Annotated in this window: 8 protein-coding genes; 5 read left to right on the top strand and 3 right to left on the bottom strand. The window is 41.3% G+C overall.

Annotated features, from left to right (window positions below; genetic code table 11):
* The first annotated feature begins 150 nt into the window (after positions 1–150).
* The 5 genes from PHU20_RS14555 (at position 151) to PHU20_RS14535 (ending at position 6,789) form a co-directional block, all read left to right on the top strand.
* On the top strand, positions 151–2,901 hold the full coding sequence (locus tag PHU20_RS14555; RefSeq protein WP_274826118.1) for a TonB-dependent receptor: 2,751 nt from the start codon (positions 151–153) through the stop codon (positions 2,899–2,901).
* Positions 2,902–3,073: 172 nt separating this feature from the next.
* A complete protein-coding gene (atpD, locus tag PHU20_RS14550; RefSeq protein WP_274826117.1) occupies positions 3,074–4,582 on the top strand; it encodes a F0F1 ATP synthase subunit beta in 1,509 nt (502 codons plus the stop codon).
* 78 nt (positions 4,583–4,660) lie between these two features.
* Positions 4,661–4,939 carry a F0F1 ATP synthase subunit delta/epsilon gene (locus PHU20_RS14545; protein WP_274826116.1) on the top strand — a complete coding sequence of 93 codons (279 nt, stop codon included), beginning with the start codon at positions 4,661–4,663 and terminating at the stop codon, positions 4,937–4,939.
* A 142-nt stretch (positions 4,940–5,081) separates the two neighbouring features.
* Positions 5,082–6,014: a tRNA modification radical SAM protein MnmL/YtqA gene (gene mnmL, locus PHU20_RS14540; RefSeq protein ID WP_274826115.1), complete on the top strand. Its 933-nt coding sequence runs from the start codon at positions 5,082–5,084 to the stop codon at positions 6,012–6,014.
* 271 nt (positions 6,015–6,285) lie between these two features.
* Positions 6,286–6,789: a hypothetical protein gene (locus PHU20_RS14535; protein WP_274826114.1), complete on the top strand. Its 504-nt coding sequence runs from the start codon at positions 6,286–6,288 to the stop codon at positions 6,787–6,789.
* 947 nt (positions 6,790–7,736) lie between these two features.
* Here PHU20_RS14535 and PHU20_RS14530 read toward each other — a convergent pair.
* The 3 genes from PHU20_RS14530 to PHU20_RS14520 all read right to left on the bottom strand — a co-directional run bounded on the left by PHU20_RS14530 (position 7,737) and on the right by PHU20_RS14520 (position 14,967).
* Positions 7,737–8,126, bottom strand: a complete 390-nt coding sequence (locus tag PHU20_RS14530; protein ID WP_274826113.1) for a hypothetical protein — start codon at positions 8,124–8,126, stop codon at positions 7,737–7,739.
* A gap of 378 nt (positions 8,127–8,504) precedes the next feature.
* Positions 8,505–9,053, bottom strand: coding sequence for a hypothetical protein (locus PHU20_RS14525; RefSeq protein WP_274826112.1), 549 nt, complete (start codon positions 9,051–9,053; stop codon positions 8,505–8,507).
* Positions 9,054–9,402: 349 nt separating this feature from the next.
* Entirely contained in the window at positions 9,403–14,967 is a 5,565-nt protein-coding gene (locus PHU20_RS14520) for a T9SS type A sorting domain-containing protein (RefSeq protein WP_274826111.1), read from the bottom strand.
* Positions 14,968–14,969: the final 2 nt, after the last annotated feature.

The raw sequence follows: 14,969 nt of genomic DNA, 5'->3' as shown, positions 1-14,969 counted from the left end.
GCCTTTTTTTGTTAATTACTATAAATTACACAATATTCAGACGGGTTATTGAGAAAAAAACTATTATGCATGCATAATTTTATGAAATTTGCATTTTTGGTATGAAAAAATCTGTATATTGGTGACAAACTAATTTAACAAATGATAACAATGAGAGCGTTACTTTTTTTATCTTTTATGATTATGGGTGCCTTAGGGTTGGCCCAAACAACGATTTCAGGTAATGTTGTTGACCTTAACAATGAACCGATTCCAGGTGCCAATGTGATTATTGTCGGTAAGGCAGTAGGTGCGGTATCGGATTTTGATGGAAATTTTATTTTGGAAACTTCAGAAACTCCCCCTTTTCAATTAAAAATAACGAGTATCGGATTTACGGAAACCACTGTAGATGTAACTGCTGACGATTTCAATATTTCCGTTGTTTTGGAAGAGACACATACCATGCTGGATGAAATCGTCATTTCTGCCTCCCGAACCCCGGAGCGCCTGTTCGAATCCCCGGTTTCCATTGAACGTTTTGGGCTAAAGGAAATCCAGAATACCGCCTCGGCATCTTTTTACGGAGGGCTCGAAAACTTGAAAGGTGTCGACATCAATACGAACAGTCTAACCTTCCAATCGGTAAATACCAGGGGTTTTGCAAGTTTTGCCAACACACGTTTTATGCAATTGGTCGATGGTATGGATAATTCCTCCCCCGCCTTGAATTTCGTACTTGGTAATTTGGTCGGGATGAACGACCTTGATGTGCAGAGTGTAGAGATACTCCCTGGGGCTTCGTCCGCATTATATGGAGCCAACGCTTTTAATGGGATACTGTTCATGCGCAGTAAAAGTCCCTTCGATTTTCAAGGGATCAGCACGTATTATAAAACGGGGATTACTTCCCAGGAAGCTGCAGGGGATAATCGTTTTTATGATTTTGGTATTCGGGCCGCACATGCCTTTAGTGATAAATTGGCGGTAAAGGCGAGTTTTTCCGTTATGGAAGGAACCGATTGGTACGCCGTTAGCGAAGAAGATATTAACAATCCGGGTTTTACCAGGGCAGATCCGGCCTATGACGGTTTAAATATCTATGGAGACGATTTTACCTTCAACTTGGACTTTGATACATTGTCAGGTTTGCCTTCCGGTACATTGGGATCGGCATCGGTTTCAAGAACGGGATATGCCGAACGCGATTTGAACAGTTATGATGCCCAAAGTGTCAAATTTGATGGAGCGATCCATTATCGCCCTTTTGCCTCCGATTTTGAGATTATCTATAATGGTAGGGTTGGTCGTGGTTCTACCATATACCAAGGTGCGAATCGATACTATATCGACGGGTTTACCCTGCAACAACATAAATTGGAATTCAAGAACAACAACTTCTTTGTTAGGGGTTATATCACATCGGAAAATGCGGGTGATTCGTACGATACCAGATTTGCCGCGATCAATATTAATAATAAATGGAAAAGTAATGCCCAATGGTACAATGACTATGCTACGACCTTCATTGGGGCCAGATTGGGTATAGGCACGGGCGTACAACTTGATGAAGCTACGGCGCACGCAGTAGCAAGGGCGGCTGCCGATACGGGAAGGTATATTCCCGGAACAACCGAATTTGAAAATGCCTTTAATACGGTAATCGCTGATGGGGATTTGACAACCGGAGCACGTTTTATCGACAACACCAAGCTCCGCCATATCGATGCCAATTATAATTTCAGTCACATTACCGAAAACTTTGCCGATATCCAAGTTGGCGGGTCCTATAGGGAATATGAATTGAATTCCCAGGGAACCATTTTTACAGATACCGATGGGGCCATTCCGTACCATGAATTTGGATTGTATACCCAAATCCAGAAAAAATTCATGGATGAACACTTCAAATTCACGGGATCCGTTCGGTATGACAAGAATGAACTTTTTGATGGATTTGTTTCGCCAAGGGCTTCATTGACCTATACCTTTGGGGATCTTAGGAACCATAATATAAGGGGGTCTTTCCAAACCGGATTTAGAAATCCGACCACCCAAGACCTTTATATAGGATTGAATATCGGTAGTGCCCTGTTGGTAGGTTCGGCAATTGATAATTTGGATCGTTACGATGTTGATGTTCCGCTTTCGACCAACGGTGAGGTCATCGTAGGGTCCTCTACTGTAAATTTGACCGGTAGGGATGCGTATGAGAATGCCTATTCCTTAACTTCGGTAGAAACGGGTGCCCCCTCTGCAGTGAATACGGCCCTAATAAAACCCGAGAAAGTTACGGCCTTGGAATTGGGTTATCGGGGACAATGGGGCCCCGTGGTCCTTGATATCAGCGGTTATTACAATGACTATCAGGATTTTATATCCCAAAAAATCGTATTGGTCCCTAAATATGGTGAAGCCGGCGATGGGGGGCTTTCCCTTTTGGCACTTCAAAATGGGGATTATCAACCGTTTAATGTGTACACCAATTCATTGGCAGAAATTACTTCCTATGGGGTCACTGCCGGATTGGAAGCCCAAGTTTTCGGTAATTTCGATTTTGGTCTAAACTACACTTTCTCCAATTTTGATTTTGACGAAGCATCGGATCCCGATTTCCAACCCCAGTTCAATACCCCGAAGCACAAGGTAAAGGCCTCTTTTGGCAATACCGCCTTGTTCGAAAACTTCGGTTTCAATGTCAATTATAGATGGACGGATACCTATTTTTGGCAAAATTCATTTGCGACAGGGGACATTCCTTCGTTCAGTGTATTGGATGCCCAGGTAAATTACACGGTTCCAAGCATTAAGTCCATATTTAAGTTAGGGGCTTCAAACGTACTCGGAGAAGAATACGTAACCGCCTTAGGTACGGGTTATATAGGTTCCCAATTTTACATTTCTTGGACGATAAACAATTAATATAAAACAGGTTAGCCTGTGGAAAAGACGCTTTGACCGGCGTCTTTTCGCTTTTTGAAAAAAGGCGAGAAAAGCATTTCAATTTAAAATTGAAAAACATATCTTTGCAGCCTTTAGTGCAAGAAATAAAGACCTGTAAGGTCTAGAAACCAAAAACATAAATACGTTAGTAATGTCGAAAGTTACAGGTAAAGTCTCCCAGATCATTGGGCCAGTTGTAGATGTTGAATTTAAGTCTGGATCAGACCTTCCAAAAATCTATGATTCACTTGAAATCGTCAACAAAGATGGTTCGATCTTGGTTTTGGAGGTACAATCCCATATTGGGGAAAACACAGTGAGGACCATTTCTATGGATTCTACGGATGGTTTAAGCCGTGGAACTGAAGTCGTCGCCACAGGAAGTGCGATCCAAATGCCGGTAGGGGATGACATTTACGGACGTTTGTTCAACGTGATCGGTGATGCCATCGACGGTATCGGTAATTTACCGAAAACCGGTAAAGATGGTTTGCCCATTCACCGCGAAGCTCCAAAATTCGAAGACTTGTCTACCTCTACAGAGGTGCTTTTTACCGGGATCAAAGTTATTGATTTGATCGAGCCCTATGCAAAAGGGGGTAAGATCGGATTGTTCGGTGGTGCGGGTGTTGGTAAAACCGTATTGATCCAGGAGTTGATCAACAACATCGCAAAAGGCCACGGTGGACTTTCGGTTTTCGCAGGAGTTGGGGAACGTACCCGTGAAGGTAACGACTTGCTTCGTGAGATGTTGGAATCAGGAATTATAAAATATGGTGATGACTTTTTGCATTCTATGGAAGAAGGCGGATGGGATTTATCAAAAGTGGATAAGAGTGCATTGAAGGAGTCTAAAGCTACCTTCGTTTTCGGACAAATGAACGAACCTCCCGGAGCACGTGCGCGTGTGGCCCTATCAGGTTTGACCATTGCGGAATACTTCCGTGATGGATCTGGTGAGGGACAAGGAAAGGATGTTTTGTTCTTCGTGGATAATATTTTCCGTTTTACACAAGCGGGTTCTGAGGTTTCGGCACTATTGGGCCGTATGCCATCTGCGGTAGGGTACCAGCCAACCTTGGCGACTGAAATGGGTGCCATGCAGGAACGTATTACATCGACCAAAAGAGGTTCCATTACTTCGGTACAGGCGGTATACGTACCGGCGGATGATTTAACGGATCCAGCACCGGCAACTACATTTGCCCACTTGGATGCGACTACGGTACTTTCGCGTAAAATCGCTGAGTTGGGTATTTATCCAGCAGTGGATCCATTGGATTCCACTTCAAGGATTTTGACCCCTGAGATTTTAGGGAAAGACCATTATGCCTGTGCACAAAGGGTAAAAGAGTTATTACAACACTATAAAGAGCTTCAGGATATTATCGCCATCTTAGGTATGGAAGAATTGTCCGAGGAAGATAAATTGGCCGTAGGTAGGGCAAGACGTGTACAGCGTTTCCTTTCTCAACCTTTCCATGTAGCGGAACAGTTTACGGGTATCCCAGGGGTGTTGGTAGACATCAAGGAAACCATCAAAGGGTTTAATATGATTATGGACGGTGAATTGGATCACTTGCCAGAATCTGCCTTTAACCTTAAGGGTACTATCGAAGAAGCTATCGAAGCTGGTGAGAAAATGTTGGCTGAAGCATAAATTAGTAAGCGGTAATCGGTTTACGGATAGCATTGAGCTACTGAATACTGAATACTGAATGCTGAATACTGAAAAACTATGTATTTAGAAATTGTATCCCCAGAAGCTACCTTATTTGCCGGCGAAGTGAATTCGGTAACGGTCCCAGGTATCAACGGGGAGTTTCAAATGTTGAAAGATCACGCCCCCATCGTTTCATTATTGCAACAGGGCAATGTTGTGGTAGACGGTACATTGACCATAGCCGAAGAGTATCAAAATAAATTCACTCAAGACGCCAAAGGCAAAACGGTATTGGCCATTAGTAGTGGTACGGTTGAAATGAAGGATAATAAAGTCATTGTCTTAGCGGATTAATGAAGAATAACGATTTTAAAAAGCCCTGACCCTACTGTCAGGGCTTTTTTTATAGCATATATTCCCGTGGATGGGAATAGGGGCCAAAGAATCATGGGGAACAAAAGGAATCTTCAATAGGAAGTAATACAAGCCATTCTGAATGGATTTTATAGGAAAGCGATATAATGATTATAATTCTTTTATAAAGTTGCATTTTGGGGAACGGGTACAGAAAATCTCCTTGGATGTGGGATTCTCCTGTCCCAACCGGGATGGTTCAAAAGGATATGGGGGGTGTACCTATTGCAACAACAATACCTTTAATCCCGATTATTGCGAACCCCAAAAAAGTATTGCCGCTCAGTTGCAGGAAGGGATCGAGTTCTTTGCCAAACGCGGTAAGAACAAGAAATTCCTCGCTTATTTCCAAGCCTATACGAACACCTATTCCGATTTGGAATCCCTTAAGGCCATGTACGAGGAGGCTTTGAATGTCCCTAAAGTGGCGGGTTTGGTCATTGGTACGCGCCCGGATTGTATAGCGGATGAGGTTATAGCCTATTTGGAAGAATTGTCGAAAGATTATTTTATTTCGCTGGATTTTGGGGTTGAAAGTACCAATGAAAAAACACTTTTGGATATCAATCGGTGCCATACCTTTAGCGATACCGTAGCAATGTTTGAAAAGTGCAAGGACAAAGGGTTTCATTTAGGGGCGCATATCATCATGGGATTGCCTGGAGAATCCAAAAACGATTTAATGCAGCATGCCGTGGAATTGTCCAAATTGCCCATTGATACCTTGAAAATACATCATTTACAGATTGTAAGGAACTCCGTAATGGCAGTGCAATATAAACGGAACCCAGAAAATTTCGATCTATTTACCTTAGAAACATATATAGATTTTGTTACCGATTTCATAGGGTATTTACGGCCCGATATTGTTATTGAACGCTTTATTAGTGAGGCCCCGAAAGAGTTGTTGGTTGCCCCAAAATGGGGAGGTATCCGAAAACAGGAAATATTGGATAGGATCGACCAAAAACTAAAGGCCAAGAATACTTGGCAGGGGAAATATTATAAGGTGTAAATAATGTTTTGCCATCTTAGTTAGTCGGTGCCAAGCACTTGATTATAGAGCTCTCGTTTATTAAACTATGCCAAGGCTCAGTACACAACCGAATACCATTATTTTAATTGTTGATTTTTTCTGTTTGTTTTAGTGTAATTAAGAAAAAGAACGAATCACTAATCTCTTGTATACGACAACCTAAACTTTGATAATAAAGTATTTTTTATTTCGTTGTAACATAACTTGTTAGAATTATGAAATTTTGAATATTCTTAAAAAGTTTAATCGGATGAAAACTAAACGGCCAAAGACAAGATCTACATTGTATTATAATATTTTAGGTGTTCTTTCACTTATATTAATTTTTAAGATTTTTTTTAAAATAATCTCTTTCGTGGATAAGGAAGAAAAGACTGAGGAATTTGAAATTTTTCAAGCTTTGGAGAACCAAAAAGCTAAAAGTCAGAGTTATGCATATAATATTGACCTGGAACAGTCGGGAATACTCTTTTTGAAATACGAAAATGAGCCTTATCCCTTATTTTATATATCTGTTGTTGATTCTACCGTACTACGCCAAGATGCATTGATTCCAATTTTGGAAAGGCTAATTCAAAGCAATGGTATTCGAAGTGAAATCAAGCTTAAAACAAGTTGGCAGTATCGCGGAGATGAATCTCCAGGAGAGGTAAGGTATGTATTGAATCAAGATTTCGATCACGTGGTTGCCGAAAAAGTGTTTACAATAAAAAAATCTAAATGGGGAGGTTTGGTTTTTGAGGAGAGGAATTGATTACCCCCGCATGAGCGTGACGCTCGCGCTAGCGGTGTATTCTACAACTATGCCTATATTTTCTTGCTGCCCCTGAACTGTAAGGGCATATAGTAGAATTAATAAGTAAATAAGCTTAATTTTCATTAGTTTAAATTTTTAAGAATTTTTTTTACGTTTTTGAATTTGATAATGAATAATATACCATACACAAGGCAGTAAGAGTATCCAAGTTATAATATTAACATAAGCGTCAATTTGTCTTATTGAATATAGTTTAGGAAATTTTTCGGAAGTTCTTATTGATATTGCACCATCCAAAGTATTGTACCATACAGGTATTTTAAGTTTATCTACCGGATAACCGGCCGTTGTCCATATTTTCTTCATTGACTTTTGATTAGCAAAAACTCTCTTTTTTGTTTTAATTTTTTTCAATGTTCCATTGAAATAGTACATATCTCTACCTCCGCTGCCGGATCCACTAGTCTGGCTCTCATATATTAAGGCATCTTTGCTAAAACTCTGTAGGATAAAAAGATGCGTATAGCCATTTAAATTCCGAAAAATCGTGTAATAAACTATCTAATAGCCCAGAAAGCGCTAAAAACACTACGATCCAACTTAAAACGTATTTTACTCCTTTATTCATACCTAGGTTCTATTAATTGCTCCCCGCTGGCGCAAGCGTCACGCTTGTGCCCTCAAATGTGAATTAGTTGCGTTGGCGCTAAGAAGGCCGCACCAAAGGAATAGGATGATATATAGGTAGTTGTTTTTCATACTACTAGGTTATGATTTGTTTTTATTTTTTTCAACTGTCAACTGCGTACTTTTTACAACTTTTTACCTCTTCAACTGCTTACTGTACCCTGCCTACTGCTTTTCACTCTTTTTTTTCTTACTGTTGACGGCACGAGCGTGACGCTCGCACTATCCGGGGGATTTTTTCGATTTGTTGATTAATATCAAATCTTCTCAAATTGAAATTCATCTAAATCATTACTTAGAATTATATCAGAAGATAATATTGTATAATTATCGATATACTTACTTTCATTAAATTGAAATTCTATTTCTATTATTTTATCTTCTTCTATAAAATTACCTATCCAGTAACCTAATTCTAAAAGTTTTTTTACATCATTATTTTTATTTATTTCATTTGTCACATCTTCAAGAAATTTATTTAAGTTTTTTTGAATTTCATCGAGGTATATCCAACTACTTTTTTTAATAACCGTTCCATCCTTAAAGAATTTTAGAACGATGTAGTTTTGGCTTTTAATATTTACACCAGCATGCCAGTCTTCATAAACTCTTCCTTTACCCAAGTAAAAACCATTAATTTTTATCATTGCTTTATAAACATTTTCATATCATTATTATATATAAAATCATTGTCCAATAATAACTTTACTTCTTTTCCAAAGCCATTTAAATCTGATAATTTCCCCGCTAGCGCGAGCGTCACGCTCGTGCCCGTATAGCCTATGTTGTTAATCGTGCCAATCATAGTTCCATCATGCCTAAATGCATGCCTTTGTTAACTATTCTTAATAACAATACGTAAGACAATGGACATCCCCCGCCCTTCGGGCACCCCCTTCAAAGGGGGAATTGCTCCTATTTACCATTATGCCAAGAGTCGACGACAGCCAAAGCAAAAGGCACCAAAATAATAGGATGATATATAGATGGTTGTTTTTCATACTACTGGGTTAGGTTTGTTTTTTTCATTTATAAAGATCCATTTCACTTTTGTTTGGAAAAAGATTATGTATTTTGTTCATGTATTTACAGTCTTTCGATACTTTTATAAGTATGGTATCTCCAATATTTAATTTTTTTAAGTATTTTATCTTGGTTGATTTTATTGATTTTGCCTCTTTCCCATTAAATTCAAAAGAAAAGGAACATGCGTGTGTTCTTTGGCCTAAAGCAATGTCGTAAATCACTGCTTTTTCGATTATATTTGGTTTGGATTCAATTCTAGAATTTAAATTCTTTCTGTAAATTGGTCCGGTATAGAGAATAGTAATTAAGGGCAAAAGGAAATAATACCTTAGAGGGAGGTATTTGATTTTTAATATTTTAACATATATGAAACCTAAAAAGGCCATCAATACCCAAGCCCAAATTGACTGATACCATGTTGTCACGGACAAGGTGTGAAACTTGCATTCGTCCATCCATAAGATATCACCACTTTGAGATAAAACTATCAAAATGATAAAGCAATAGTAAATGACTGATATAGATATGTTTAATGTTGATTTCTTCATTATTTAATATCAAGATGTTTCTTTAATATTTTAGTTATTTCGTCTTTAATAATGTTTACCGTTGTACCATAAATTATTTCAATTACTTCTCCTGAAATATCGTCTATGATAATCCTAAGGCCCCCGCTAGCGCGAGCAACCTGCTCGTGCCTTTCCAGTTTTAATTTACGGTTACTTCCTTCATAATTCCATTATGGCCAATAATTTTTCATCATTATTAATTCCCCCTTTGCCTGCACTGAGCGCAGTCGAAGTGAAGGGGATGCCCGCAGGGCAGGGGATGTGGTAAACCCATCAACCATTCTGCACGATCCTGCTATACGCAGAATTTTATAATAGTCCAACACCCTTACCTAACGATGATCTTCCTTAGGGAATTCCCGTAAGGCGTTTCGAGCAGCACGGCATATACGCCCGAAGGTAGCCCTGAAATATCGAAGGGGATGCTGTACGCCGTCTGTCCCTGTCCTTTTTCAGACGCCATTAGGGCATTGTTGGCCAAGCCAAAGACCTTGATACTTATGTTTCCCCTTTCGGTCAGATCCACTTCAGCGGTAAACTTACCATCGGTAGGGTTGGGGTAGACCATGAATTCCTCGACCAATCGTTGCCCGTTATTACTATCCGCTTCTTCGATTGTGGGGTCATTGGCGACCACGATGATGGTTTTGGTCTGTTCTGCCATACATTCCCCTATTTTGGTAAGGATTCCCACTTCATATTCCCCGGTCTCGGCGAATACGATCTCGGCCTCATCATTATCCTGAAGGAGTACCTGTGCCCCTTCGGGCAGGATCCATTCCGTAGTCTCGGGAAGCGGATAGCTGATATCTACCAGAATAGCTGTTTCCCCAACGAAGACTTGACTGGATACCGCCAATTCAGCGGATATTTCATCGGTGCTCTTATCGATGGAGATACTACCGGTAGCGGTACACCCCGTAGCGGATTGCACGGTAACCGTATAATTACCTTTTTCATCCACTGTGATAAATGGTTCCGCACTTATAAATCCATTGTCGGAATACCAGGAATAGGTTGCGGTGGCGTCTTCCACCGTTGCATCGAGGATTAGTTCCTGTTCGGCACAGAGTACCCGATTATCGCCTAGATCAACGTTCAGGGGCAATGGATTTTCCAAAAGATATATTCGTTCTATGGTACCGTTGGGCAGTCCGGTAATGGTTACCGAATATTCCCCGGCAGCCAGGTTGTCGATGCTATTGGTGGTGTCCCCTGTAGACCAGGAATAGCTGTAATTGCCATTGCCTTGATTGACAAGTAAGGAGATACTCCCGTTAGATTCCCCTGAACATATCGGTTGCACTAGGGTCTCCTCAACGATATCGGGTTCGGTGATCTGGTATGTTTCCGTCACTGAACAACTGTTGTTATCGGTAATTACCACGGTATATGTATCTGCGCCCAGGTTTAATAACTCTGAGGTGTTCCCAATGATCGCTCCGTCGGAAGCCCTTGTCCAGCTCATATTGTAGCCCGGTTGTCCTCCGCTTACTTCAAGGACGATACGTCCATCCATAGCTTCATATTCGGAGGCATTCGTCAAGGTAACATTACTGATCTCAAGAGGATTGTCCGGTGCCGATATGGTAATGGTCATATCGGTGGAACAACTGTTGGCATCCACGACTTCTATAGTATATTCGCCAACAGCCAAATCCGTGATATCCTCGGTATTAGCCCCATTGCTCCAATAGAATTCATACGGTATTGTGCCCCCACTGACCGAAATGTCAATGGCCCCGGTCTCCTCCCCATTGCACAATATGTTTGTGGTATTTTCCAAGGTTATCTCCAGAAGGTCCGGCTCTGTTACTGTAATGGGATCGGAATCCTTGATGATCCCATTGGCATCGGTTACCCTAACGAAATAGGTCCCTGCGGTCAGGCCACCTATGATCTCACTGGTTTCGGAAAGAAGGTCATCGGATCCATCGGTGGTATCGAACCATTCAAGCGAATAGGGGGATACCCCGCCTTGAACGGTAGCCGTGATCTCGGCAAAATCATTCCCGTTACATTCCAAGAAAACGGTCTGTGCCAGGGATACCAAAAGTTCCCCAGGTTCGGTAATGGTGAAATCCTGGGTAAAATAACAACCTGTGGTCAGGTCGCCATTGAAATTGTCATCGGTAATTACCAAGGTATAGGTGCCCCCTGGAAGGTCTGTGATATCATCACTATTGTCCGTAGGAGGGGTGAATCCGGTAGGGCCTGTCCAAGTATAGGTCAATGCACCGGTGCCCCCAAATGCGGTAATGCTTATGGCCCCATCGGTGGCATTTGCGGCGGACAAGGATTGCTGCAGGTCAAGGGTAATGGCAATGGGTTGGGGTTCGGAAATCACGAAATCGACGTCCACGGTACATAGATTGGCATCTTGAACCCTAACGGAATGGTTGCCTGCTGCCAAACCGGAGAACGAATTGCCGCTCTGATAGTTGATCCCCCCATCGATGGAATAGTTGTAACTCAGTGTTCCCCCATCGGGGGTTATCACGACACTACCGTCTTCCACGCCAAAACAAGTGACATCCGTAGGAAAAGCCTGGGCGGTAAGTGGGGTGGGTTCGGTGAGGGTGACCGATTTGGTCACCGAAGGGTTACTGGTCTCATCACTAACGGTAAGGGTATAGGTGCCAGGCCCAAGATCTGTTAAGTCAGGTCCAATTTGACCGTCAATGACGACTCCATTTTTTTCCCATACATAGTCAATGGTACCCGTACCTTGGGCGGCGGAGGTAATGGCCCCATCATTAGCTCCCGAACAACTGATATTCGTCGAACTTAGGTCGGGAAGGTTCAATGGTCCCGGTTCCGAAACAAAAAAAGTTTGGGTAAGATAACACCCATCAATTCCACCCTGATTGCCTGGGGAGGTGATTACAACAGTATAATTACCTGTTGTTAAGGCATCGATATCTTTTGTGGTTCTTGGGATTGTAATTCCAGGCCCCGTCCAACTGTAAGTATAAGGTGTTGTCCCCCCCGATACATCAATACTTATTTGACCGTCAGCGGCACCGGAAAAAGTTGCTGGGGTTACAAGGAAATCATCGATTTGAATCAAATCGGGTTCAATGATCTCTATTGCATCAGGAACGTTATAAGTACATCCATTTTGGTCTATTACAGTTGCGGAGTACGTACCACTAGCAAGATTTTCAAAGAAAGGGTTATTCTGTAAGGGTTTACCGGTTATTTGATATCGTAAGCTTCCCGTCCCACCGTTGGCATTGATCGTTATGGTTCCATCGGAATTTCCAAAACATGATATCGGGGTTGAAAGCGCTGTAGCACTTAAGGCTGCCAAAGGTCCGGGGAGTTCTATGGTGCCACTTGAAATTGGGCCGGCATTGGAGGCATCATTTATGGTAAAAGAATAGTTGCCCACATTTATATTTTCTAAGAAGTCTTCTTCGCTTCGTTTAAGTTCCATACCTGTATCAACATTGTACCAAACAAACTCAAATGGGGGTGTGCCTGTATAATTGGCGGATATTCTACCCGTACTATCACCAAAACATAAAATTGGATCTACAATGGCTTCTGGCGTACCTAAACTTAAGGGTCCTGGTTCGTCTATGAAAACAGTGTTTTCCAGTGTAGCGGTGCACCCCGTGCCATTGGTTTCCGAAACAATAACTTGATAATTTCCTGTTGGGAACCCTTCGAATTCATTGGCAGTAGCACCGTTTATCGGGGAGAAGGCACTTCCATCTTTATACCAAGCGTAGGTATAGTTGCCAGACCCTCCTGTTATGTTCAAAGTTATCGTACCTTCATCACCACCATTTGTTGTAGCATCTGTTGAAGAGGCGGAAACCAAGAAATAATCATCAGGTTCATCAATAAAAATAGGGCCACCCGAAACACTACAATTACCATCAAATACTTCATAGGTGTGATTACCATATGAAAGTGTATTGTTGTCTTGAGGCCCTGGAGTAAGAGACCCGTCCCAAAACACCTCAAAATTTCCGGTACCGCCCGATATATCGAGGGCTATTCGCCCGTTATTTTCCCCTTTACACTCAATATCCGTGATGTCGGTAACTGTTACGTTAAGAACATTTGGAATCACGTTTCCGGAGCCGTCAACATAAGTGATGTCCATAATATCACTAGCTGCGGTATTACCTGATAAATCCGTTACTGTAACGGAATAATCCCCCGGACCGGCTGTTATGGTTTCTGTAGTTGCCCCGGTGGACCATGAATAGGAATAATCTCCTGCTCCGCCTTGGCCTAATGCGGTTAGTATGGTGGTATCCCCCTCGCAGCGTATAGGTGATGCCTGTTCAATAGTGACGTCCAATACGGGAAGTGGGTCTAAAATATATTCAGCGGGAGGTAATATTGATGTGCATCCATTGCTGTCGGTTACCGTTAAGGTATAGGTGCCGGGATCAAGGTTTACGAGATTAAGGTTTGTAGAAGGACTTAATGGGGTGAAACTTGAACCGTCTTTTTGCCACTCGTAGGTGAACGGTTCTGTTCCTGTTATTTGGACGCTTATACTACCTTTACCCCCATTTGAAGATGATGGTTGTTCAAGACTTGTTAAATTGATTTCGGGCTTTGCCGGTGGCTCTCCAATATTGATAGGAGATGAGTCAATAAAACAACTGTCATCTATCACATTGGCATCAAAAAGGCGTAAAACATAATCACCGGGTACTGATGTACTAAGATTTTGACTGGTTGAGACTATTGTTGTCGCTCCATTCGGGCCCATCCATTGATATTTATAATTTCCACTGCCACCTGAAGGGGAAATATTGATTTCGCCGTCCAAAGTGCAAGTAACATCCTGTACGGGAACGGTAAGGGAATAACCCAAGGGGTCTGGTTCTGTAACCTGAAAGGTTGCCGTACCTCCTGGAATAAGGGACCCCCCAGCTATAAGGCCTTGATTCCATTCTATTTCATAATTCCCGACACTTAGGCCGGTATATGTATATGATCTATTGGTAAAATCATCAGCGAACAATTGACCTGAAGTATCATAAGGTTCTTCTTCAAAATTACCATCGTTATTATTATCTCTAATAAAACTTATTTCCAAATATTCCGTATTTGTAAGTTCCCTATCGAAAGTCACTGTGAAACCACCGTCAGAACCACCGTTACAGGTCACATTTTTGGACGCAGGATTAGGATTGACAGTTGTATCAAGTTTTAGAGGGCAAGGATTTACCGTATATGTAATAATATCCGATTCACTTTTATCTTCAGTATAGAATATTTCAATTTTAATAACACTGTTCTCTGTAACCCCGGTAATAGTTGACGGATTAAAATTATAAAACCATGGGTGCACACCATATGTTAATAAATTTTGGCGATTTCCTCCATCAATTATTATATCCAATGAATAACTTCCATCACCGCAAAAGGGAGTGTACATTTTTTGTGGTTCGCAATACTCAATGGATTTTTCTGAGTTTAAACTGTCCAGACTACTCTCTTCGGAAGATATATCTGTGACTCTAAAATATTCGTTCTCTATTACAAAACAACCAAAGCCAGATCCTTCATCCGATAAATCATTCCAACAGCCATCAAAACCAGCGAAAGGTACCGTATAATCTTCAGGACAACTACCAGTCGAACGCCCTGTCATCACCATTGAGGTGGTTGGGTTACTTAGCGTAATAATGTCCTTAAATTCTTGTATATCTTCAAGTGTGCTATTTTGAGCGGTACCTTGAATAAAGGAATTATAAATTGTTGAATTTCCGAGTTTAATTGTTACTTCTGAATTTGTATCTGCAGTACCTTTATGAATTATCTTATATTCAACTTGATACTTGGTTTCTTGAGCTAAAAGATTTACAGAATAGGCAAGGGCTACTAAAAATAATAGCCATTTTATATTTGTATTTTCCATAT

The sequence above is a fragment of the Maribacter polysaccharolyticus genome (assembly GCF_028882255.1).
GTDB classification, from domain to species: Bacteria; Bacteroidota; Bacteroidia; order Flavobacteriales; family Flavobacteriaceae; genus Maribacter_A; species Maribacter_A polysaccharolyticus.
The sequence above is the reverse complement of the archived record's forward strand: the minus strand, read 5'-3'. Positions and strand labels throughout refer to the sequence as shown.